Here is a 22951-nt window from a genome sequence, read left to right on the forward strand (position 1 = left end):
GATGACCTTCCGAAGCGCGCTGGCCGCCCTGCTGCTGCTGGCCGGCCCCGCCTTCGCCGACCAGCCGGTGAAGACCGCCGACGAGATCAAGGCGCTGGTGGCGGAGCGCTACGGCGTCGAGGTGCTGCGCGTCGTCGAGACGGCGCCGGAGGACGGCCCCGCCGCCTATCGCGTCACGGTGATGCTGCCGGGGCAGGCGGGCAACGCCGCCTTCCTGGTGAGCACGCTGCTGGTGGATGCCGCCACCGGCGGGCTGCTGTCGGCCTTCCGGCACGAGGCGGCCGGCTACAGCCTGTCCGACGCGCCGCAGCTCGACCCCAACCGGTCGACCGGCAACCCCGCCGCCGCCCGCGGCCACGTCTGGAGATAGGGCGGGCTCGAGGATTGGGCCGGGGGGCGTTCGTGGCGGCTTGACAGGGCAGGGCGGACCGTGGCGGGGTTGCGGCGTGATCCGTCCGGAGCCTTTGCCATGACCATCCCGCACCTCGCCGAGCGCCGCGCCGTCATCGACGCCTGCCTTGCCATGAACCGGCTGGGCATCAACCAGGGCTCGTCCGGCAACCTGTCGATCCGCATCCCCGGCGGCTTTCTCGTCACCCCCACCAGCCTGCCCTACGACGAGATGGAGCCGGAGGATTTGGTGGAGATGGGCTTCGACGGCACCTATCTCGGCAGCCGCCGCCCGTCGTCGGAATGGCGCTTCCACCGCGACATCCTGCAGGCCCGCACCGACGTGGACGTCGTGCTGCACGCCCACCCGAGCTACGCCACCGCGATGGCCGTCCACGGGCTGGACATCCCGAGCTTTCACTACATGGTCGCGCTGGCCGGCGGCGACTCCATCCGCTGCGCGCCCTACGCCACCTTCGGCACGCAGGCGCTGTCCGACCATGCGCTGGCGGCGCTGGAGGGGCGGCTGGCCTGCCTGCTCGCCCATCACGGCATGATCGTCCTGGGGCGGACGACCAAGGCGGCGCTGGCCCTGGCGGTCGAGGTGGAGACGCTGGCCCGCCAGTACAGCATCGCCCGCCAGTTCGGCGATCCGCCCCTGCTGCCGCCCGAGGAGATCGCGCAGGTGCTGGAGAAGATGCGGCGGATGAGGTACGGCCAGCCACTCGATACCGACGACCGGCCGGAAGACACCGCCCGGCCGCGCTATCCGTGACGGACCGGCCGACGGGAGCCGGCTTTGGCAGAAGACGCCGATGAACATGCGGATGTAGTCAGTGTTTGCCCCGCTACGGTCCAGTATGCGCGCAGAAATTCAACAAAATTCGCCCGATTGACGTACCGCGATTGCAGGAGAATATTGCGACCTCTACTCACTTGGAGGGCGCCACGATGCGCATTGTTTCTGCATTCATCTGTATGGTTGCCTGCACCGTCATGGCGGGAGAGGCCGCCGCGCGGGGCGGAAGCGGCGGACACTCGTTCGGCTCCGGCCACAGCTCCTCGACCTACACGCCGCACTCCTCGTCGCACGGCGACCACTCCGTCAGCGGCTATACGAGGAAGGACGGCACCTATGTGGCGCCGCATCACCAGACGAACCCGAACGGGACCAAGCTCGACAACTACTCGACCAAGGGGAACGTGAACCCCTACACCGGCAAACCCGGCACCGTCGATCCCTACAAATAACGGGGAACGATCTACGGTGTGAGCTGCGCCACCGGGCGGAGCGCGCCGACCGTCAGGAGGGGGCGGCCGGATCCCACCGGGTCAGCCGGGGCCGCATCCGCCGGCGGGCCGACCTGAAGGGGACGGTCCGCCGGCGGCGGGGAATAGGTGGCGGGCAGGAACAGGGTGATGCGGGTGCCGCGGCCGGGCTCGCTCGCCACCTCGATGTCGCCGCCGAGCATGGCGGTGTAATGCCCGACCAGCGTCAGCCCCAGCCCGGCGCCGCGCCGCGACACGCCGCCGGTCAGGGCGGCGCCCTGGACGAAGGGCTGGAACAGCCGGCCGGTCTGGGCCGCCGGGAAGCCGCGGCCGGTGTCGCTCACCGTGAAGCGGTACCAGATGCCGCCGTCGCGCTCGGTCTTCTCCGCCGCCAGCGTCACGCTGCCGCCCTCGGTGAACTTGCAGGCGTTGTCCAGCAGGTTCAGCAGGGCCTGCCGCACCTTGGTGAAGTCGCTGTTCATCTGGCCGAGCCCGGCGGCGGCGGCGAGGTCCAGGCTGTTGCCGTGCAGGTCGGCCGCCGGCATCGAGCGCTCGCGCACCTCGACCAGCAGGCGGTTGATGTCGAAGTCCTGCAGGACGACGTCCATCGTCCCGGCCTCGATCTTGGCATAGTCGAGCAGGGCGTCGACCAGCGAGACGAGCTGCTCGCCCGTCCACTGGATATGCTCCACGTCGGTCGCCAGCTCGTCGGCGCCGAAGCGGTGCAGCTCGCTCATCAGCGACTGGCTGGAATTGACGATGTCGGTCAGCGGCCCGTGCAGCTCGTGCCCCATGTTGACCAGGAAGTTGGTCTTGGCGACGCTGTCGGCCTCGGCCCGGTCCTTCTCGCGGGCCAGCCGGTCCTGAAGCGCCTGCGCCTCCTCCAGCCGCCGCTCGCTCTCGATGCTGGTGTCGCGCAGGATCTCCACGGCGCGCGCCATGGCGGCGATCTCGTCCTGGCCGGACAGCGCGGGCAGGGTGACGTCGGTCCTGCCGGCGGCGATGGCGGTGACGGCGCTGGCCATGGCATTGACCGGCCGGCCGACGCTGCGCTGGATCAGCCAGACGGCGACCAGCCCGACGAGCAGCAGGATGCCGCCGGTCCACAAGGCCGCCGTGGCATAGCCCGAGGCACCGGCAGCCAGGGCGCTGCGCAGGCTGCCGGCGCGCGCCTCGGCACGCTGGCGGATCTCCGTCAGGTTGGCGGCGATCCCGGCGGCGTTCGGGGCCATGCCCTCGGACCGGGCGGTGTCCTCCTCGGCGACCGCGGATTCGAGTCGCGTCAGGATGCCGTCGGCCCGGTCGAGGAGCTGGCCGACCTCGGTGATCGCCTGCTGCGTGCCGGCGATCCAGAGATAGCGGTTCATCTCCGCCAGCTTGCCGCGGGCATTGGCCAGCTCGGCCCGCATGCGCCCGGCATCCTGGGGATCGCGCCGCTCCAGGAAGCGGGTCAGATGCTCCTGCATCAGGAGCACGGCGATGGCGGCGTCGCTGGCCAGCGCCGTGGAGTCGACGCCGCCGGCGCTCTTCAGCAGCGACAGCCGGTCGCGCGCCTGGGCGACCAGCGGCTCCAGCTCGCCGGCCAGGACGGCGTTGCGGGCGTTGCGGATCGCGATGACCCGCTGCACCGCCGCCCAATAGGCGTCGAGCGAGCCTTTCACCTTGGTCAGGCTGGCGCGGTCGGCCGGATCGGCAACCGCCTTGTCGAGCAGGGCCACCCGCTCGACGATGCCGTCATGGCGCAGCGTGGCGTCGAGCAGGCTCTGGTCGTCGCCGTAGACGAGATGGTCGCGGATCGAGACCTCGAGGTCGCGCAGGCCGATATCCGCCTCCGCCGCGATCTGGCCGAGGTCGGCAGTGGCCGAATAGCTGCCGATGTCGCGGCTCAACGCATACATCCAGCCGAGCCCGATCAGCATGACCAGGACGACCAGCGCGAGCGCGACGCCGAAGCCGACGGAAATGCGGCGCGCCACGCTCAGGTCGTTGAACCGGCGCAGGGACGGGAGTCGTGGCAAGCCGCCGACCGTGGACAGAATGCCGCTCCGCTTCACGCCAACTCCGCACAAGCTGTGACAGTTTCGGGACCCGCCGGTCAGCGCTTGACCGGCCGGCGCGGATTGTAGCTTGGCGCGGACACCCCGCAAACAGACAAGTGCAGTCCTCAGCCCTCATCCTGCCCGTAAAAGGCGTAGGCGTGCATGCCCAGGCTGCCATGCTCGAAACCGGCGTGCAGCCGCCCGGTCCGCGGTACCGGCCCGGCGGCGCCGAACGCCACCGGCAGCGGCAGGAAATGCTCGTCGGTCGGATGGGCGCGGCGGGACTCGGGGCAGCGGGTCAGCCACTCCGCCACGGCATCGCCGTCGCCCGCAGCCAGCGCGCCGTCCAGCCAGTCGGCGAAACCGCTTGCCCAGCCGGCCGGACCGCCCGCCCCGCCGGACCACATGAACTCGCGCAGGTTGTGGACGGCGCCGCCGCTGGCGAGGATCAGCACCCCCTCGCGGCGCAGCTCCGCCAGACGGCGGCCGAGCGCGATGTGGTCGGCGGCGCTGCGGCCGGGCTGGACGGAGAACTGGGCGACCGGGATGTCGGCCTCCGGGTACATCAGCATCAGCGGCACCCAGGCGCCATGGTCGAGCCCCTGCGACGGATCGACCGCCGCCCCGGTCAGACCGGCCACCCGCTCCGCCAGGGCGGGGGCGCCGGGGGCGGGATAGCGCAGGCGGTAGAGCGCGTCGGGGAAGCCGGAAAAGTCGTGCACCGTCTCCGGCCGGGTCGCACCGCTGACGGCGGGGAGGCGCGTCGTCCAGTGGGCGGAGACGGCAAGCACCGCGCTCGGCCGGCCGAGGGTCGTGCCGAGCCCGGCGAGGAAGTCGCGTCCCGGGCTGTTCTCCAGGATCAGGGTGGGGGCCCCGTGGGAAACGAAGACGGACGGGAAACTGGTCATGGCGGGCGCTGGCTCCGGCAGGGGAGGGCGGGGAGCGCCGCGATGCGCCTCACGCCCGGAAATCTCGCGGAGACCATTGCACCAAAGAAAAACCCCGGCGCCTAGGCCGGGGTTTTCTCAAACTCCGTTGCGGAAGCCGCAACGATTCGTCCGAAGACGGTCAGTGCAGGTGCCGGGGCAGATCGGCGATCGACTGCTCGATCAGCTTGTCGGCCTGGGCAGGCTGCAGGCCGGTCTCCAGCAGGCGGCGGCCGGCGGCCACCGCGACGTCGACCGTCAGGTCGCGCACCTCGGCCACCGCCGCGGCTTCCGCCTGGGCGATGCGGGTCATCGCCTGGGCCTCGCGGCGCTTCAGCGACGCCTCGAGCTCGGCGGCGGCCTGCGAGCGCAGGCGCTCGGCCTCCTCGCGGGCATGGGCGAGGACGGCCTCGGCCTCCTTCAGGGCGTCGGCCTGGCGGCGCTGGTAGCTGTTGAGCAGCTCCTGGGCGTCGCGGTGCAGGCGCTCGGCCTCGTCCAGCTCGGCACGGATCTTCTCGGTGCGGGCGTCCAGCAGACCGCCGATGGCGGCGGCCGCCTTCTTCCAGACCAGCGCCACGAAGATGACGAAGGAGACGGCAACCCAGAATTCAGGCTGGTGGATCATTGCCGGCGCTCCTCGATCACGGCGGCCACGGCGGCTTCGGCCTGGGCGGCATCGACCTCGACCCCGGCCAGACGGCCGGCGACGTCACGGGCGATGTCGGCGGCGGCGGCCCGCACGTTGGCCAGAGCCTGCTCCTTGGCCGCGGCGATGTTCGCCTCGGCGGTCTTCAGGCGCTCGGCGATGTCGGCATTCAGCGCGGCCTGGCGGGCCTGGTTGTTCGCCTCGATGTCGGCAGCGGCCTGACCGATCAGGGTCTGGGCCTCGGACCGGGCATTCGCGAGGGACTTTTCGACCTGGGCCAGAACGGCCTCGGCCTCCTCCTTGAGCGAGGCGGCCTTGCTGAGGTCGCGCGAGATGCGCTCCTGGCGGGCATCCAGCACCTCGGCCACGCGCGGCAGCGCCTTCTTGGCCATGAGGTAGTAGAGGACGATGAAAGTCAGCGCCAGCCAGAAAATCTGGGTCGGGAAGGTGGCGGGATTGAGCTGCGGCAGGCCGCCGGCGTGCTCGCCGCCGTGGGCGGCGTCCGGAGCGTGCTCCGCCGTCGCCGCCAGGACAGTACCGGCGAGCATCGTCAGGCTGGCGAGCGTTGCGCTCCCCAGGCCGGACAAGCGTGCCAGCCGTCCCTTGGCCAACAGGTTCGGCATGATCGGTCCCCCTAGGCAAAGGTGCGGCGCCGAAACTTCGAGAGCCCGGCGCCGCGTCAGAGCGAGTGATAAGTCCGCTCAGGCCTTAGGCGAACAGGATCAGGAAGGCGATCAGCAGCGCGAAGAGCGCGACGGCTTCCGTCAGAGCGAAGCCCAGGATGCCGATCGGGAAGACCTTCGGCTGGACGGCCGGGTTGCGGGCGATCGAGCCGATGAGGGTCGAGAAGATGTTGCCGATACCCATGCCGACACCGGCGAGGGCGATAACGGCCAGACCGGCACCGACGAACTTGGCGGCTTCAGCTTCCATGGTACTCATTCCTCTAGGTAAGGGTGAACTGGACGGAACTGTCGGGTGAAGGCGGGTCCGGCTCGGCGCCGGGAACTGCTCAGTGCAGCTCCAGCGCGTCGCGGATGTAGAGGCAGGTCAGGATCGAGAAGACGTAGGCCTGCAGGAACGCGACCAGGAATTCGAAGCCGGTCAGCGCGATGTTGATGGCCAGCGGGACGAGGCCGGTGACGAAGCCGAGCGCGCCCAGGCCGCTGATCATCAGAACCGTGAAGCCCGCGAACACCTTCAGCATGGTGTGACCGGCCATCATGTTGGCGAACAGTCGGATCGACAGGCTCACCGGACGCATCACGTAGGAGATCACCTCGATCGGAATGAGGATCGGGGCGAGCGCGATCGGAGCGCCGTGCGGCATGAAGAAGCTGAAGAAGTGCAGCCCGTGCTTCAGCAGGGCCAGGATCGTCACGAACACGAACACCGTCGCGGCGAGCGCGAAGGTCACGATGATGTGGCTCGTGAAGGTGAAGGTGTAGGGGATCATCCCGATCATGTTGCCGAACAGGACGAACATGAAGATCGAGAAGACGAAGGGGAAGTACGGCTTGGCGTCGTGCCCCGCGTTGTCGCGCACGAGGTTGGCGACGAACTCGTAGAACATCTCGGCCAGCGACTGCAGGCGGCCCGGCACCATCGCCTTGTTCGCCATGCCGGCGACCAGCAGCCAGTAGATCAGCGCGACCGCGATGACCATGAACAGGGCGGAGTTCGTGAACGACACGTCGTACCCGCCGAGGATGATCTGGAACAACGGGTTGATCTGGAACTGGTGCAGCGGATCCAAGGTCGTCCTCGCTCAGTCTGCGTCGCCGTCACGGCGCTCGTTGTCGTCCCCAGGATGCCGGCGGTAACCGGCGGCTAGACCCAGGCCGTTGACGGCCCGATAGACATTCAGAACCCCTGCCGCCGCCCCGAAGAAGAACATGACGATCAGTCCCCAGGGCGCGGTCCCGAGCCAGCGGTCGAGCAGGAGCCCGCCGCCGACGCCGACGATCATCGCGGCGACCAGCTCCGTCCCGATGCGGAAGGCGAGGCCCAGCGCCGACTGCGGCGGCCGGTGGAACTTGCCACCCGGCTTGCCGGACCAGCCGCGCTGCGCGTCCTGCGCCTTCTTCAGTCGGGCCTCAAGCTCTTCCAGGGATTTCGGAGGCGTTTTGTCGGTCATGTCGCCCCGCAATCTCCGTCGGCTCGCCGCCACGCGAAAGCGGCGAGACCATACGGGCGGGGCGCAACCCTGTCAAGTCGCAAAACCGGACAGCCAAGTATTTGAAATCGTTCACAAAGCAGGATTGGAGGCCGGATTATGCCGCAGTGCGGCGCCTTGTCCCGCCCGCGCTTGCTGCAACCGGGCGCATCGGCAGGCCTCCCGGGCTCTTCAACCGGACAGCCGGGCGCCCAGATTCTCCGCCATCTGCTCGGGCGTGGTGCCCGCCGGATAGACGCCGACGAAGGCGCCATCGGGCCCCATCAGGTAGATGAAGCTGGAGTGATCCATCAGGTAATCGCTTGGTCCGCCGTCCTTTTGCGGCGCCTTCGCGTAATAGACGCGATAGGCGCGGGCGACGTCGCGAATCTGCTCCGGCGTGCCGGTCAGCCCGACCAGCCGCGGATGGAAGAGCGCCACATAGTCCTTCATGTGCGCCACCGTGTCGCGCTCCGGATCGACGGAGACGAACAGCGGCTGGACCTTCGCGGCCTTCGCCGGATCGAGCCGGTCGAGCGCCTGCGCCATGACGCCGAGCTCGGTCGGGCAGACGTCGGGGCAATAGGTGTAGCCAAAATAGATGAGCAGGTACTTGCCGCGATAGTCGGCGTCGGTGACCGTCCGGCCGGTGTGGTCGGTCAGGGTGAAGCGTCCGCCGATCGGCACGGCGCTCTGCACCGAGTTGGCGGCATGCTCGACCTGCCACCAGGCGATGCCGGCGGCGACGAGGAGGGCCACCACGGAGGCGGCGGCGATGCGGATGATGCGGGCCTTCATGATGCCACAGGAATGGGACCGTCCGCCGCCGAGGTCAAGGGGCAGGCGGCGGCCGGCCGCGCAGGGCGGCGATGCGCGCCCGCGCCGCCCGCCGCCGCCGCCCCCCGCCGTCGCCTGCGCCGCCGCGGCCGGGGGGCCTCAGGCGGCCTTCGGCCGGCCGGCCGGCCGCGCCGCGATGGCCTTGTCGGACTTGCGGATGTGGTCGAACAGCCAGTCGCGGAACAGCGCCAGCAGGTCGTCGCCGACCGATGATTCGCCGGCCTCGTAGCGCCGCTTCAGCCCGGCGGCGCGTTCGCGCAGGGCGTCGTGCTGCGCCTTGTGGCGGGCGAAGTCGGGGTGTCCGGCCAGCTGCATCAGCCGCTCCTCCTGCTCGAAATGCAGCGTGGTGTAGGCGAGCAGCCAGTCGATGGCGTCGCCGACCGCCGCCCCGCCGCCGCGGATGCGCTCCGCCGCCTCGTTGACCAGCGCGATCAGGATCATGTGGTCGGTGTCGATGTCCTCGTCGCCGACCTGCAGTTCCTCGCTCCAGCGCATGAAGGCGTCGGCCTGCGCCTCGGCCCCGGCATGCAGGGCGGAGAGCGGCGCGGCGTTCACCGCCGCGACGCCGACCAGGAAGGAATCGACGGTCTGGCGCAGCGTCTCGGAGTCGCGGTGGAGCAACCCGGCGGCGTCGAGCAGGCCGTTGGCCGACCGCTCGGTCTCCAGCGCGCCGGCCGACACGCTGTCGATGCTGGCGGAGACCTGCCGGGTGCCGGTCGCCGCCTCCGACGCGCTGCGGGCGATCTCGCCGGTGGCGGCGCCCTGCTGCTGCACCGCGGCGGCGATGGAGGTGCCGATCTCGTCGCTGCGGGCGACGATGCCGGTGATCTCGCGGATCGCGCCGATGGCCGCCTCCGAGGCGTGCTGCACCTCGGCGATCTGGCCGGCGATGTCGCCGGTCGCCTTGGCGGTCTGGTCGGCCAGCCGCTTCACCTCGCCGGCCACCACGGCGAAGCCCTTGCCGGCCTCGCCGGCCCGCGCCGCCTCGATCGTGGCGTTCAGGGCCAGAAGGTTGGTCTGGCTGGCGATGTCGGCGATCAGGCCGGCCACCTCGCCGATCTTGGCGACGGCGTGGCCCAGCCCGTCGATCTGGTCGCCGGCCCGGCGCGACGCCTCCACCGCCTGGCTGGAGATGGCCGAGGAGGTGGCGACCTGCTCGGCGATCGAGGCGATGGCGCCGGTCAACTCCTCCGCCGCGGCGGCGACGGTCTGCACCGAGGAGGAGGCCTGCTGCGACGCCCCGGCCACCGAGGCGGCCTCGCGCATGTTGCGGTCGGCGGTGTCGCTCAGGCTGCGGGCGGTGCCCTCCAGCGTCGTCACGGCGTTGCCGACCGTGCCGATGGTGGCGCCGACGGTGGCGTTGAAGCGGGCGGCCAGCCGCTTCAGGGCGCGGGCGCGCTGGCCGGTGATGCGGTGCTCGATCTGCTGGCGCTCCCAATGGCGGGCGAGGTCGATCTGCTGCCGGCGGAACACCTCGACCGTGCGGGCCATGGCGCCGATCTCGTCGCCGCGGCCGGTGCCGGGCACGGCGAGCGCGCTGTCGCCGTCGGCCAGCCGCTGCATCACGGTCCCCAGCGCGGCCAGCGGCCCGACGATGGCGCGGCTGACCAGCAGGGCGAGCCCGGTGGTCGCCAGCCCGATGACCAGCCCGATGATGCCCAGCTCCAGCGCGCTGCGCCGGAAGGCCGCCGCCACGTCGTCGACGTAGATGCCGGAGCCGATCACCCAGCCCCAGGGGGCGAAGCCCTTGACGTAGGAGAGCTTCGCCATCGGCTCGGCGGCCCCCGGCTTCGGCCAGAGATAGTCGACGAAGCCGCCGCCGCTCTCGTGCACCACGCGGACGAACTCGGCGAACAGGCGCTTGCCGTTGGGGTCGGCGTCCTGCGACAGCTCCTTGCCGTCCATCTCCGGCTTGATCGGGTGCATGACCATGCGCGGGGTCATGTCGGTGACGAAGTAATATTCGGTGCCGTCGTGCCGCAGCGCCTTCAGCGCGGCCCGCGCCGCCTGCTGCGCCGCGTCGCGCGACAGGGTGCCGGCGCGCTCCTGCGCCTCGAAATGGGCGACCAGCGTGTGGGCGACCTCCACAACGTTGCGGGTCTTGTCCTGCCGGTCCCTCATCATCTCCGACCGCAGGCCGAGGAGGCTGACCATCGCCACGAGAAGAAGGCCGCCGGCCGCCGCGGCCAGGATGACGGCGATCTTCCCCTTTATGCTGATGCGCGCGAGCACGGTGACGCCTCCCCATGTTTCGATTGTAAAATTTGTATGACCTTTGATTTACGGTGACATGAGCGTCAAGCCACTTCGTACGTGAAGCGGACTTTTTCTGTCGCAAACCGTTTCCAAAGCAATCAATGCGGCGATAGGTCGCGCTCCGCGGGTGCGGACAAAAGAAGAGCCCGGCGGGCGATGCATCGCCGGCCGGGCCCGAGTCGCCGTCAGGATGGGAAGGCGGCGGTCAGAGGACCGTCAGCATGCTGGCGACCAGCGGGTGGCGCACGATGTCCTTGTCGGTCAGCCGCACCACCCGACGCCCTCCACCGCCTCCAGCCGGCGGGCGATGTCGGCGAGGCCGGAGAGGTTGTCCAGCAGGTCGGTCTGGTCGGGATCGCCGGTCAGCACCATGGTCGAGTGCCAGCCGAGCCGGGTCAGCAGCATCTTGATCTGCGCATAGGTGCAGTTCTGCGCCTCGTCGATCACCACGAAGGCGTTGTTGAGCGTGCGGCCACGCATGTAGCCGACGGGCGCGATCTCGATCGTGCCGTCGGCGAGCATGGCGCGCAGCCGCTTGGCGCCCAGCCGGTCCGACAGGGCGTCGTAGAGCGGACGCAGGAAGGGGGCCATCTTCTCCTGCAGGTCGCCGGGCAGGAAGCCCAGGCTCTCGCCCGCCTCGATGGCCGGGCGGGACAGGATGATGCGGTCGACCGCGCCCTTCTCCAGCGCCTCCACCGCCGCGGAGATCGCGAGGTAGGTCTTGCCGGTGCCCGCCGGACCGAGCGCCACCACGAGGTTGTGCGCCTCGATCGCCTCCATCAGCCGCTGCTGGTTGGCGTTCTGCGGCTTGACCTTGCGGAGGTAGCTCTGGTCCCGGCGCTCCTCGCCCAGCAGCGGGTCCCAGCCTCCCGCCATGGGGAACAGGGCGTGGACCTTGCTGTCGGTCGCCGCAGCAGCAATGCCTTTGCTCGTGCGCTTGGCCATGGTGCTCTCCTCAAGGGTGGGGATTGGCGCCGGTCCGGGCACAAAAAAACCTCCCGCGAGGGGGAGGTTCGGACAGCCGTGCGTATGGGGTGCGACGGATGGCGTGCCGGACGCGGGATCGCCGGTGCGAGTCCCGGTCCGCCTCCGGAACCGCCGGGAGGCCGGCGGCGGAGTGCCGCAGGGCGGCCCCGCCGATGACGGTCCCCGGCGGGAACGTCCCGCAGGCGGTGGGCCGGGAGGATCGAAGGACGCGGCAAGCGGACCTCTTCGATTGGGAAAGCTCGCACGGGCAACTCTACCTCCCGAAACAGCCGGGGCCAGGAGAAATTGCGGCCTGCACAAAAGATTCACACAAGATGTGGTGTATCCGTCGCAGGAGGTACCGGGCATCCCCTCCGCCGTTCCACCAACGGGGAGCGCCGGCGGCGCCGGCCGCGTCCCCGGTGGCGGGGCCGGCGTCGTCGCGGCAGGGAATCGCTTCGAGAATTAACCAAATCCTGAAAGTCTTTGCCGGGTGGGGTTGCTTCCATTACCATGGCTAGTGGTCGGGCACCCTCGTTGCGCAAGACATGGGGAGATTCCGGGGCGGTTGACGGCCGCTCGGGAGTACCCCGTTCTGCCGGCGGCATATGTCGCCCGAGACAGCGCCGGGATTCGCTTGAACCGACAGGCCTTGCGCGGCTAGAACGCGCGATGCGGTCGGCGGGAACAATCGGGATGCCATCGGTGAGCAGCGCCAGTCAGGTTTCTGAACGGGACGTGCCTTTCCAGTTGCGGGGCAACTCCTTCACCATGATGGTGCTGAAGGTCGTCGCCCCGGCGTCGCCCGATTTCTTCCCGCAGTTGAACGTGAAGGTCCGGCAGGCGCCGAACTTTTTCCGCAACGCGCCGGTGGTCCTCGACTTCGAGGAGCTGCCCGAGGACGCGGCGGCGTTCGACGTCTCGGAGTTCATCGTCCGGGTGCGCGAGCATCACCTGCTGCCCATGGGCTTCCAGGGCGGTCCGCGCGCGGTGCAGGAGGCGGCGCTGGCCGCCGGCCTGACGCCGATGCCGGCCGGCCGGGCGGCCAAGCTGGAGGTCGCCCGCGCGCCCGAGCCGCGCGTGCAGCCGGCCGCGCCGCAGGTGGTGGTGGAGACGGTCCACCGTCCGACGCTGCTGGTGACCGAGCCGGTGCGATCCGGCCAGCAGATCTACGCGGAGAAGACCGACCTGATCATCATGGCTCCGGTGTCGCCGGGCGCCGAGGTGCTGGCCGACGGCCACATCCACGTCTACGGCGCGCTGCGCGGCCGGGCGCTGGCCGGCGTGTCGGGCGACCAGACGGCCCGCATCTTCTGCCAGAGCCTGGAGGCGGAGGTGGTCTCGGTCGCCGGGCTCTACCGGGTCAACGAGGACATCGGGGCGGAACTGCTGAAGAAGCCCGTGCAGATCTTCCTGCGCGACGGCTATCTGCATATGGAATTGCTGCGCACGCAGTGAGTGGTTTGGTACGGCATAGTCGACGGCAACATCTGGTCTTAGGGGAGAGGCTCCGTTGAGCAAGATCATCGTCATGACGTCCGGCAAGGGCGGCGTCGGTAAGACGACCTCGTCCGCCGCATTCGCGACCGGACTGGCCCTGCGCGGATTCAAGACGGTCGTCATCGATTTCGACGTTGGCCTGCGCAACCTCGACCTCGTGATGGGCTGCGAGCGCCGCGTGGTGTTCGACTTCATCAACGTCATCAACGGCGAAGCGAAGCTGAACCAGGCGCTGATCAAGGACAAGCGGGTCGACAACCTGTACATCCTGCCGACCTCGCAGACCCGCGACAAGGACGCGCTGACCAAGGAAGGCGTCGAGCGCATCCTGAACGAGCTGACGAAGGAGTTCGACTACATCGTCTGCGACAGCCCGGCGGGCATCGAGCGCGGCGCGCTGATGTCGCTGTACTTCGCCGACCATGCGGTGATCGTCACCAACCCCGAGGTGTCGTCGGTGCGCGACAGCGACCGCATCCTCGGCGTGCTCAACTCGCGCTCGCGCCGGGCCGAGCAGGGTCTGGAGCCGGTCACCCAGCAGCTCCTCCTCACCCGCTACGATCCGGAGCGCGTCGAGAAGGGCGAGATGCTGAAGGTCGACGACGTGCTGGAGATCCTGGCGATCCCGCTGCTCGGCGTCATCCCGGAGAGCCAGGCCGTGCTGCGCGCCTCCAACGTCGGCATGCCGGTCATCCTGGACGACAACTCCAACGCCGGCCTCGCTTACTCCGACGCGGTCGGGCGCTTCCTGGGCGAGGACATCGAGCACCGCTTCGTGACCCCGCAGAAGAAGGGTCTGTTCAGCCGCCTCCTGCGGAGGACCGCATGAGCATCTTCAGCTTCTTCCGCTCCGCCCCCGCGCCTCGGCCGTGCAGGCCAAGGAACGGCTGCAGATCGTGATGGCCCACGAGCGGGCCGGCCGCAGCGGTCCGGATTACCTGCCGATGCTGCAGCAGGAGCTGCTGGCGGTGATCGCCAAATACATCGACATCGACCAGAACAAGGTCGAGGTGAAGCTGGACCGCGGCGGCGACTGCTCCACGCTGGAACTCAACATCGAGCTTCCGGCGCGCGAGCAGGCCAAGGCCGCCGCCCGTGCGGCCGTCGGCAAGCCCGACGAGAAGAAGCCGGACGGCGGTCCCGCCCGCAACGGCGGCAAGGACGAGGACGGGGACGACGAGAGCCCGGTCAAGTTCGCCGCCGGCGGCAGCGCCCTGACCAAGGGCGGCGTCAAGAAGCGGCACTGAGCCGGTCCGGCGGGTCGCCGCCGGTCGTCCCGGTCCGGCCGGGGCGGTTTCCCGGCCGACAGGCTCGCGGACGTCGATGCGATGGCTCCCGGAGCCGGGCCGCCGATCCCCCCTTGGTGGCCTTTCCTGCGCGGTTCGCCGCGCTTTTTCTTTGCCGCCCATCCCCTGCCGGCACCGATTCCGCCGCAACCCCGACCGGAATAGGCGGGGCCGTGCCCCTCCGTCCGGGTTTACGACCGCGCCGCGACGGGGTATCAAACATGGTGTGGTCCGTGAAAGGCCAATCCGCGCAAGGGAGTAGGGGGCCCCGATGTTCCTCGATTGCTCGCCGCTGATCGCCGGCAACCAGCCCAGGCTGTCCAACGGCATCGCGGTCACCGACGTCGACGGCGACGGCGCCTTCGAGATCGTGGTCACCGGCTACGGCACGGCCAACCTCGTCCTGAAATGGACGGGGGAGGGGCTGGCGGACATCGCCACCCCCCTGCTGGCCGACGCCAGCAGCCATGCGGTCGGAGTCGCCGCGGCCGACGTGGACGGGGACGGACGCGAGGAGCTGTACATCGTCAACTCCGACCGGCCGAGCGGTCCCAAGGACATGGCCGACCGGCTGTTCGCCTGTTTCGGCAAGCACTGGCTGGACCTGCTGGCCCAGACGGAGAATGCCGGCGCCGCCAACCACCATGCCGCCCGTTCCGTCGCCGCGCTCGACCGCTGGGGGCACGGGCGCTACGGATTCGTGGTGGCGACGGACGGCGCGCCGCTGCGCCTGTACGAGCTGAGCCGCCGCGGCCGGATCGAGGATGCGGCGGAGGAGGCCGGGCTGGACGGCATCGGCACCGCCCGCGGCCTGACGGCCCTGCCCATCGTCTCCGACCGGATGGATCTGGTGGTGATCAACGACGGCAGCCCGAACTGGCTGTTCCGCAACCTGGGCGACGGCTCCTTCGAGGACATCGCCGAGGAGCGGGGCATGGCCGATTCGCGGCCCTCCGGCCGGGCGGTGGCGGCCCTGGACGCCGACGGCGACGGACTGTTCGACCTGCTGGTCGGCACCTGGGAGGGGGCGCAGCGCCTGTTCCTGCAGCGCACCGGCGCCTTCGTGGACGAGGCCGGGGCCGACCTGTCGATGCCCGGCCGGGTCTCCACCGTCGTGGTCGCCGATTTCGACAATGACGGCTATGAGGAGCTGTTCTTCCACCTGCACGGCGAGCGCAACCGCCTGTTCGCCTGGCGGCACGACGAGTGGCAGGAGGTGGATCCGGGCGACGCGGCCGAGCCGAAGGGGCTGGGCACCGGGGCGGTGGTCGCCGACATCGACGGCGACGGCCGGCTGGAGCTTCTGCTGGCCCATGGCGACGGCGCGGCGCAGCCGCTCTCGCTCTACCGCACGGCGGCGACCGGGAACCACTGGCTGCGGGTGCTGCCGCTGACCCCGCACGGCGCGCCGGCCCGCGGCGCCGTCGTCACCTGCCTCGCCGGCGGCCGCCAGCAGCGCCGGGCGATCTGCGCCGGCTCAGGCTATCTCTGCCAGATGGAGCCGGTGGCCCATTTCGGCCTCGGCGCGGTCGCCGAGGTCGAGCAGGTGGAAATCCGCTGGCCCGACGGGACGGTGGCGGTGGTGGACAATCCCCCAGCCGGCCGTGTGCTGACCGTCCAGTATCCTCCCGAGTGAGTTGCATTCCTGGTACAGGCCTGCAATACAGGCGGGGCAAATCATCGCACATGTGACAATTTCAACGTTTTTGTAACCGTTTCACCCCTTAAGTAACTCGACCGGCGCTCTCCTCCACGGGCGGGCGGCGAAGAAGAACGATAACAACCATCGAGCAATAGGGGAGTCGCCGGCGCCACCGCGCGGCGATCGAGAGACAGCATGGCACGACGCGATGTGTCCTTGACCGGGGTGGAGCGGTTCTTCGACCCCGGCGAGGTGATCGTTTCCAAAACCGACCTGAAAGGGCGGATCACCTACGCCAACCGCGTCTTCCAGCGCGTGGCGGGCTACAGCGAGGCGGAGCTGCTGGGGGCGCCCCATTCGATCGTCCGCCACCCCGACATGCCGCGCTGCGTCTTCAAGCTGCTGTGGGCGACGCTGGAGGCGAAGCAGGAGATCTTCGCCTATGTCGTCAACCGGGCGCGCAGCGGCGACCATTACTGGGTCTTCGCCCATGTGACGCCCAGCTTCGACGCGCAGGGCCGGGTGATCGGCTACCACTCCTCCCGCCGGGTGCCGGAACGCTCCGCCATCGACAAGGTGGTGCCGCTCTACCGCCAGCTCCTCGACATCGAAAACAGCCACGCCGACCGCAAGCAGGGCATGGAGGCCGCCTTCGCGACGGTGGTCGCCCTGCTGACGGAGAAGGGGATCGGGTATGACGAATTCGTCTTCTCTCTCTAAGGCCACGGCCCTGACCGCCGCCGCCGCCCTGTTCACCGGGCTGCTGCTGGCCTCGGCGGCCACCGGCTACGGCCCGGCGGCGTTGAACGGGGGGCTGGGCGCGCTGGCCCTGCTGGCGCTGGCCGGCGTCGTCTTCTACCTGCGGCGGACGACCGCGGCGGTGGCGCGCGTGGCGGAGGTCAGCCGGGCGGTCGCCCGCGGCGACTTCGAGGCGCGGGTGATCGGCATCGACGAGGGCGGGGTGCTGGGCGACCTGATGCACACCACCAACGACGCCATCGACCTGACCGACGCCTTCGTGCGCGAAGCCGCCGCCTCGATGAGCCACGTGTCGGCCCACAAATATTTCCGCCGCATCGTCGAGCGCGGCATGCCCGGCGGCTTCCTCCATGCCAGCCGCACCATCAACGGCGCCACCGCGGCGATCGCCGGCAAGGTCGCCGGCTTCTCCGCCATCAAGCAGCGTTTCGAGGGCGAGATCAATCAGGTCTGCGCCGAGGTGGCCGGGACCGCCCACCAGCTCGAACGCTCGGCCCGCGCGATGGAGGCCGATGCCGACACCGCCAACGGCAAGGCCTCGTCGGTCGCCGCCGCCGCGGCGCAGACCGGCACCAACGTCGGCGGCGTCGCCGCGGCGACGGAGGAGCTGTCGGCCTCCATCGGCGAGATCGCGCGCCGCATCGACCATGTCGTCCATGTCGCCGAGGATGCGGCGGGCGAGGCGGAGCGCTCCAACCATCTGGTCGGCCAGCTCTCCGACGCGGCGCGGACGGTGGGGGAGGTCATCACCCTGATCAACGACATTGCCAGCCAGACCAACCTGCTGGCGCTGAACGCCACCATCGAGGCGGCGCGGGCCGGCGAGGCCGGCAAGGGCTTCGCCGTCGTCGCCAACGAGGTGAAGCGGCTGGCCGACCAGACCGCCAAGGCGACCGGCGACATCGCCGGGCAGATCGCCGGCATCCAGTCCTCCACCAACGAGGCGGTGGGCGCCATCGTCGGCATCGGCCGCACCATCGCCAACATCAACAGCATCGCCGGCGACATCGGCGTCGCCATCGGCCAGCAGAGCTCGGCGATCCGCGAGATCGTCGCCAACATGGAGCAGGCCGCCGCCGGCACCCGCGCGGTCTCCGACGATATCCGCGGCGTGACGGAGGCGGCCGGCCGGACCAGCGGCACCGCCCACGAGGTGTTCGCCGCGTCCGAGCAGATGTCGGCCCAGGCCGACCGGCTGAGCCGCGAGGTGCAGGCCTTCCTGGAGGAGATGCGCCGGGTGGCCTGAGGCCGCCCCGCCGCATTTCGCCATCCCGGCGCGCAAGCCGCATCATTTCGCGCCTGTTGCACAAATCCCGGGCACCTGCGGCCCGGGATTTTGTGCACCGCAGCAGGAATCCGTCGTGTTTGGCTGGCTTTCGTTACAAAGATTTCCAAGCTGTAACCTGACCGTAAGCGAATGACCGCGGACATTCTCGTTCCGCGTGTGGGGCTGACCCGCTTCGTCCCAGACTGCCTGTTCAATCAGCGCATTAACCGACGTTAACCGCTATCTTCAATAGGGTTAAACAGGGCGTTAACCAGCGAAACGCTTCAGTCCTGCGCGTTTACCGGGCTATGCACGCCCACAACGTCAACTGGCACGAAAGTTGATCTGTGCTGCGACGTGGAAAGAGGTCACGACGGGAGACTGGCGAATGAGCATGGCGGGCAACGAACTGTTCGAGCTGTCGCGCGGCGTGCTGGACGTGGCGTCGAAGAAGGTCTCGCTGATCGAGGAAATCACACGTCGGACCAAGATGCTGGCGATGAACGCGCTGATCGAGGCGGCGCGCGCCGGGGATGCCGGGCGCGGCTTCGCGGTGGTCGCCAACGAGGTGTCGGACATTTCGCGGCAGGTGAACACCATCACCAGGGAGCTGCGCTCGGAGATCGTCTCGCGGGTCGACCACCTGACCACCACCGGCAGCGCCATGGTGCGCGAGATGCACGGCCGGCGGCTGGCCGACCTGTCGCTGAACATGATCGAGATCATCGACCGCAACCTGTATGAGCGGTCCTGCGACGTGCGCTGGTGGGCCACCGACAGCGCGGTGGTCGACTGCGCCGCCGACCCGACGCCGGAGACGCGCCGCCATGCCGCGCACCGGCTGGGCGTCATCCTGGAATCCTACACGGTCTATCTCGACCTGTGGATCTGCGACCTGAAGGGCGAGGTGATCGCCAACGGCCGGCCCGACCGCTATCCGGCGGCGCTCGGCGCGCGGGTGGAGGGCGAGGCGTGGTTCCGGCAGGCGCTGGCGACCGGCAACGGCGGCGAGTTCACCGTCGGCGACGTGGCGCGCAACGAGCGGCTGGACCATCGGGTGGTCGCGACCTACGCCACCGCCATCCGCCGCGACGGCGAGGCGGACGGCGAGCCGATCGGCGTGCTCGGCATCTTCTTCGACTGGGAACCGCAGGCCGCCGCCGTGGTGCAGGGCGTCCGGCTGGAGGAGGGGGAGCGGGAGCGGTCGCGCTGCCTGCTGCTCGACGCCCGCCACCGGGTGATCGCCTCGTCGGACGGGCGCGGCCTGCTGACCGAGACGGTGCCGCTGCGCCGCGGCGCCGGCAGCATGGGCCACTACACCGACGAGCGGGGCAACCTCGTCGGCTATGCCCTGACGCCGGGCTACGAGACCTATCGCGGCCTCGGCTGGTACGGGGTGATCGTGCAGGAGCCGTAAGGCAGCCTCCCTGCAATTGCCGGTGAATCGGGGCCGGGGCCGGGATAGACTCCCGGCCCTTGCCGTTTCCGCAGAAGGCCACCGGATGACCGCCGCCCGCCGCCTGACCGTCCGCCGCGAGAGCTTTCCGATCCGCGGTTCCTTCCGCATCTCCCGCGGCGCCAAGACGGTGGCCGAGGTCGTGGTGGCGGAGGTGGAGCAGGACGGCGTCCGCGGCAGGGGCGAATGCGTCCCCTATGCCCGCTACGGCGAATCGGTCGCCGGGGTGGCGGAGGTCCTGGAGGGGCTGGCCGGCGAGGTGGCGGCCGGGCTCGACCGCCGGCGGCTGGCGGAGCTGGTGCCGCCGGGCGCGGCGCGCAACGCGCTGGACTGCGCCCTGTGGGATCTGGAGGCGAAGCTGAGCGGCGTGCCGGTCTGGCAACTCGCCGGCCTGCCGCAGGCGCCGGGGCCGCTCATCACCTGCTACACGCTGAGCGTCGACGAGCCGGCGGCGATGGCCGCGGCGGCGCGCGAGCGGGCGCCGCGCCATCCGCTGCTGAAGATGAAGCTGACGGGCGAGGGCGACCTGGAACGGGTGCGCGCGGTCCGCGCGGCGGCGCCGCAGGCCCGGCTGGTGGTCGATGCCAACGAGGGCTGGACGGTGGAGCTGCTGCGGCGCTTCGCCCCGGCCTTCGCCGAACTCGGCGTCGAGATGATCGAGCAGCCGCTGCCCGCCGGCCAGGACGAGGCGCTGCGCGGCATCGCCTGCCCGCTGCCGCTGGGGGCCGACGAGTCCTGCCACGGGCTCGACTCGCTGGAGCGGCTGGCCGGCCTCTACCAGGTGGTGAACGTCAAGCTGGACAAGACCGGCGGCCTGACCGAGGCGCTGGCGATGACGCGCGCGGCGGAGGCGGCGGGATTCGACGTGATGGTCGGCTGCATGGTCGCCACCTCGCTCGCCATGGCGCCGGCGGTGCTGGTCGGGCAGGGCGCGCGCTTCGTCGACCTCGACGGGCCGCTGCTGCTGGCGCAGGACCGCGACCCCGGCCTCGTCTATGACGGGGCCGTGCTGCAACCGCCGGCGCGGGAGCTGTGGGGATGAGCGACGCGCGATTCGGCAGCCTGCTGGAGGGTCTGCCCGCCCACCCGCAGCCCGACGAGATCCTCACCACGCTGGCGGCGCTGCCCGGCACGCGGATCGAGCGGATCGTCTCCACCGGCCAGAGTTCGCCGGACGGCTTCTGGTACGATCAGGCCTGGGACGAGTTCGTGCTGCTGGTCGCCGGGGCCGCCACCCTGCAGGTGGAGGGGGAGGGCGACCGCATGCTGACCCCCGGCGACTGGGCGCTGCTGCCCGCCCGCACCCGCCACCGCGTCGCCGCCACGACCGCCAGCGAACCGACGGTGTGGCTGGCGGTCCATGTCGGGGAGCCGGCCGGGGAGCCGGGCTAGGCGTCAGCTCTTGAGCGCTGCGGCGATGCGCGCCACCGCCTCGTCCAGCGGCAGGTCGAGGCGCCGGATGGCGTGCTGCTCCAGGAAGCGCGCCTCGTTCCTCGTCAGTTCGCCGGGGATGACGGCCCAGTGTCGGTCGCCGGAGCGCTTGGCGATCTGGCGGGCGAAGGTGCGCTGGATCTCCTGGTCGAAGCGGCAGCCGAGGAAGAGGAAGGAGCGGCCGGTCCGCCGCTGCTGCACCACCGGCGGGATCGGCGTCTGGATGTCGATCTCCGTCAGGATCTCGACGAAGTCGCTGTCGGAGATCAGGTAGTTGCCGGCCGGCGAGACGCTGCCCGAGGGCTTGTAGAGCACGGTGTCCCAGGCGGATGCCGTGTCGGACGTCACCTCCGATCCGTCGGGGGCGTAGTATTTCACCCACTCGCCGGTCGATTGCGGGTGCGAGAGCCCCTGGATCTGGCCCCAGGCACGGTCGGCCGACCCGCTCAGCAGCGTTTCCAGCACGTCGTCGTACCAGACGTCGACGATCAGCGGCGGCGCCGGGATGGAGGCGAGGAAGCGGTGGACCGGCGTCGGCGGCACGCTCCGGCGGAAGATGTCGGTGAGGATCGCCTCCAGCGTCTTGCGGTGGCGGCGCGTCTCGATGAACTGGGCGACCGCCGTCAGCTGCGAGCGGATGCGGCCGGGGGCGGCGACCTTGGCGTTCAGCCGCTGGGTCAGCTCCGCCGAATTGCGCGGGATCGGGCAGTCCGCCGGCTCCAGCAGCGCGAAGGCGGCGGGGCCGAGATAGGGGACGGCGGTCCGGGCGGCCAGCGCCCCGGCGATGTCGCGGATGACCGCATCGGGATCGGCGGCGTCCTGCACGGAGGCGGTGGAGAGCGTCTCGGTCATGTCTGGTCCCTCACAGATAGATCGCGGCGCCGGCGCCGGTGTTGACCGTGGCGTCCTTCAGCGTCTCGACGATGAAGGTCACCTGGTCCTCGGTGATCCCGTGATGCAGCGGCAGGGCGAGCACCCGGTCGGCCGTCTTGGTGCAGACCGGGCAGGCGGCGCGGCTGGCCCCGCGGTCGGCGTGATGCTCCTGGTAATATTGCTGGGTGTGGAGCGGCTGGCCGAAGTCGGAGGCGTCGACGTCGTGGGTGTCGAGATCCTCCAGGATCGCCTTGCGCCCCGACGCGGTGAAGCGCGTGCCGAGATGCACGCAATAGACCATGGGGTTGACGATCTCCGCCCCCGGCCCGCGGTAGGGCGGCTTGATCCCCTCGAAGGAGGCCATGGCGCGGTCGTACCAGCCGATGACGCGGTTGCGCTTCTCCAGGATTTCGGGGAGCCGCTTCAACTGGACGAGGCCGAGTGCGGCGGACAGCGCGCCCATGCCGGCCTGCCAGGGGACGGTGCGGGTGATGACGACGGTGTTGCGGTGCTCCACCTCGCGCCGGCGCAGATAGCGCAGCCGGTGGGCGAGGTCGCGGTCGTCGGTGACGATCATGCCGCCCTCGCCGGCCAGCAGCACGCCCGGCTCGGAGAAGTCGAAGACCGCGCAGTCGCCGAAGCTGCCGACCATCCGCCCCTTGTAGGTGGAGCCGATCGCCTCGCAGCTGTCCTCGATCAGGATCAGCCCGCGCTCCTTCGCCAGCGCCGTCAGCTCGTCCCAATGGGCGGGGTGGCCGTTGACGTTGGCCGCCACCATCGCCTTCGTCGCCGGGGTGACGAGCTGGGCCGCCTTCTCCGGGTTGAGGGTGTGCTGCCAATAGTCGATGTCGACCAGCACCGGCACGGCGCCGGACAGCGCCACCGCATGCTGCGCCTGATGCCAGCCGAAGGGGGAGCACAGCACCTCGTCCCCCGGCCCGATCCCATGGGCCTTCAGCGCCAGCAGCAGCCCGATGGTGCCGCTCGCCACCGCCACGGCGTGGGCGCGGCCGACATAGGCGGCGAAGGCAGTCTCGAAGGCCTGCACCATCCGCCCGTCGCCCAGGCCGCCGCGGGTCAGCACCTGACCCAGCACCTCGACCTCCGCCGTCGAGATGTCGGGATTGCACAGCGGGATGTAGTCGAAGCCGTCATCCCCGGCGCTGGTCGCCGGGGGGTGGGGCGCCGGGGATCGGGCCGCCGGGGCTTCGGTCGAGGCCGGGTCGGAAAGGGCGGCGCTGTCGGTCATGCGG

23 protein-coding genes and 1 pseudogene are annotated in these 22951 nt (G+C 70.2%); 12 read left to right on the forward strand and 12 right to left on the reverse strand.

The window, feature by feature from the left end:
* Position 1: 1 nt before the first annotated feature.
* The 3 genes from DEW08_RS11365 to DEW08_RS11375 all read left to right on the forward strand — a co-directional run bounded on the left by DEW08_RS11365 (position 2) and on the right by DEW08_RS11375 (position 1641).
* Positions 2-370 (forward strand): PepSY domain-containing protein, encoded by a 369-nt coding sequence (locus tag DEW08_RS11365; RefSeq protein ID WP_109327205.1) that lies wholly within the window; start codon positions 2-4, stop codon positions 368-370.
* A 99-nt stretch (positions 371-469) separates the two neighbouring features.
* The gene (locus DEW08_RS11370; protein ID WP_109327206.1) at positions 470-1165 is read left to right on the forward strand and encodes a class II aldolase/adducin family protein; all 696 of its coding nucleotides are present in this window, start codon (positions 470-472) and stop codon (positions 1163-1165) included.
* Between the two features lie 203 nt (positions 1166-1368).
* Positions 1369-1641: a hypothetical protein gene (locus tag DEW08_RS11375; protein WP_109327207.1), complete on the forward strand. Its 273-nt coding sequence runs from the start codon at positions 1369-1371 to the stop codon at positions 1639-1641.
* Positions 1642-1652: 11 nt separating this feature from the next.
* Here the strand turns inward: DEW08_RS11375 and DEW08_RS11380 are convergent, their stop codons facing one another.
* From DEW08_RS11380 to DEW08_RS11425, 10 genes and pseudogenes are all read right to left on the reverse strand, one after another.
* Entirely contained in the window at positions 1653-3677 is a 2025-nt protein-coding gene (locus tag DEW08_RS11380) for a sensor histidine kinase (protein WP_245986583.1), read from the reverse strand.
* Positions 3678-3823: 146 nt separating this feature from the next.
* Complete coding sequence (locus DEW08_RS11385; RefSeq protein WP_109327208.1) at positions 3824-4606, reverse strand: dioxygenase family protein; 783 nt, start codon at positions 4604-4606, stop codon at positions 3824-3826.
* A gap of 160 nt (positions 4607-4766) precedes the next feature.
* A complete protein-coding gene (locus tag DEW08_RS11390; protein WP_168220343.1) occupies positions 4767-5249 on the reverse strand; it encodes a F0F1 ATP synthase subunit B family protein in 483 nt (160 codons plus the stop codon).
* Positions 5246-5893, reverse strand: coding sequence for a F0F1 ATP synthase subunit B family protein (locus DEW08_RS11395; RefSeq protein WP_109327209.1), 648 nt, complete (start codon positions 5891-5893; stop codon positions 5246-5248). Before DEW08_RS11395 ends, DEW08_RS11390 begins: the two co-directional genes overlap by 4 nt.
* An 85-nt stretch (positions 5894-5978) precedes the next feature.
* Positions 5979-6203 (reverse strand): ATP synthase subunit C family protein, encoded by a 225-nt coding sequence (locus DEW08_RS11400; protein ID WP_109120341.1) that lies wholly within the window; start codon positions 6201-6203, stop codon positions 5979-5981.
* A 79-nt stretch (positions 6204-6282) separates the two neighbouring features.
* A complete protein-coding gene (locus tag DEW08_RS11405) occupies positions 6283-7026 on the reverse strand; it encodes a F0F1 ATP synthase subunit A (RefSeq protein ID WP_109327210.1) in 744 nt (247 codons plus the stop codon).
* 12 nt (positions 7027-7038) lie between these two features.
* A complete protein-coding gene (locus DEW08_RS11410) occupies positions 7039-7407 on the reverse strand; it encodes an AtpZ/AtpI family protein (protein WP_109327211.1) in 369 nt (122 codons plus the stop codon).
* Between the two features lie 210 nt (positions 7408-7617).
* Positions 7618-8223 carry an SCO family protein gene (locus tag DEW08_RS11415; protein WP_109327213.1) on the reverse strand — a complete coding sequence of 202 codons (606 nt, stop codon included), beginning with the start codon at positions 8221-8223 and terminating at the stop codon, positions 7618-7620.
* Between the two features lie 138 nt (positions 8224-8361).
* Entirely contained in the window at positions 8362-10494 is a 2133-nt protein-coding gene (locus DEW08_RS11420; RefSeq protein ID WP_245986584.1) for a bacteriohemerythrin, read from the reverse strand.
* Between the two features lie 229 nt (positions 10495-10723).
* A pseudogene (locus tag DEW08_RS11425) lies at positions 10724-11463 on the reverse strand (PhoH family protein).
* A gap of 717 nt (positions 11464-12180) precedes the next feature.
* Here DEW08_RS11425 and minC point away from each other — a divergent pair.
* From minC to DEW08_RS11470, 9 genes are all read left to right on the forward strand, one after another.
* Positions 12181-12942 (forward strand): septum site-determining protein MinC, encoded by a 762-nt coding sequence (gene minC, locus DEW08_RS11430; protein WP_245986585.1) that lies wholly within the window; start codon positions 12181-12183, stop codon positions 12940-12942.
* Between the two features lie 55 nt (positions 12943-12997).
* Positions 12998-13813: a septum site-determining protein MinD gene (gene minD, locus DEW08_RS11435; RefSeq protein ID WP_109327216.1), complete on the forward strand. Its 816-nt coding sequence runs from the start codon at positions 12998-13000 to the stop codon at positions 13811-13813.
* Between the two features lie 40 nt (positions 13814-13853).
* On the forward strand, positions 13854-14231 hold the full coding sequence (gene minE, locus DEW08_RS33760; RefSeq protein ID WP_245986586.1) for a cell division topological specificity factor MinE: 378 nt from the start codon (positions 13854-13856) through the stop codon (positions 14229-14231).
* Between the two features lie 310 nt (positions 14232-14541).
* A complete protein-coding gene (locus DEW08_RS11445; RefSeq protein ID WP_109327217.1) occupies positions 14542-15906 on the forward strand; it encodes a CRTAC1 family protein in 1365 nt (454 codons plus the stop codon).
* A 201-nt stretch (positions 15907-16107) separates the two neighbouring features.
* Positions 16108-16632, forward strand: coding sequence for a PAS domain-containing protein (locus DEW08_RS11450; protein WP_109327218.1), 525 nt, complete (start codon positions 16108-16110; stop codon positions 16630-16632).
* Positions 16607-17917, forward strand: a complete 1311-nt coding sequence (locus tag DEW08_RS11455; protein ID WP_109327219.1) for a methyl-accepting chemotaxis protein — start codon at positions 16607-16609, stop codon at positions 17915-17917. Before DEW08_RS11450 ends, DEW08_RS11455 begins: the two co-directional genes overlap by 26 nt.
* A gap of 409 nt (positions 17918-18326) precedes the next feature.
* Complete coding sequence (locus DEW08_RS11460) at positions 18327-19355, forward strand: methyl-accepting chemotaxis protein (protein WP_109327220.1); 1029 nt, start codon at positions 18327-18329, stop codon at positions 19353-19355.
* Positions 19356-19440: 85 nt separating this feature from the next.
* Positions 19441-20436 carry an N-acetyl-D-Glu racemase DgcA gene (gene dgcA, locus DEW08_RS11465; protein WP_109327221.1) on the forward strand — a complete coding sequence of 332 codons (996 nt, stop codon included), beginning with the start codon at positions 19441-19443 and terminating at the stop codon, positions 20434-20436.
* On the forward strand, positions 20433-20786 hold the full coding sequence (locus tag DEW08_RS11470; RefSeq protein WP_109327222.1) for a cupin domain-containing protein: 354 nt from the start codon (positions 20433-20435) through the stop codon (positions 20784-20786). Before dgcA ends, DEW08_RS11470 begins: the two co-directional genes overlap by 4 nt.
* A 3-nt stretch (positions 20787-20789) precedes the next feature.
* Here the strand turns inward: DEW08_RS11470 and DEW08_RS11475 are convergent, their stop codons facing one another.
* Complete coding sequence (locus DEW08_RS11475) at positions 20790-21677, reverse strand: SIR2 family NAD-dependent protein deacylase (RefSeq protein WP_109327223.1); 888 nt, start codon at positions 21675-21677, stop codon at positions 20790-20792.
* 10 nt (positions 21678-21687) lie between these two features.
* Positions 21688-22947 carry a DegT/DnrJ/EryC1/StrS family aminotransferase gene (locus DEW08_RS11480; RefSeq protein ID WP_109327227.1) on the reverse strand — a complete coding sequence of 420 codons (1260 nt, stop codon included), beginning with the start codon at positions 22945-22947 and terminating at the stop codon, positions 21688-21690.
* Between the last annotated feature and the right edge of the window lie 4 nt (positions 22948-22951).

This window comes from Azospirillum thermophilum (genome assembly GCF_003130795.1).
GTDB classification, from domain to species: Bacteria; Pseudomonadota; Alphaproteobacteria; order Azospirillales; family Azospirillaceae; genus Azospirillum; species Azospirillum thermophilum.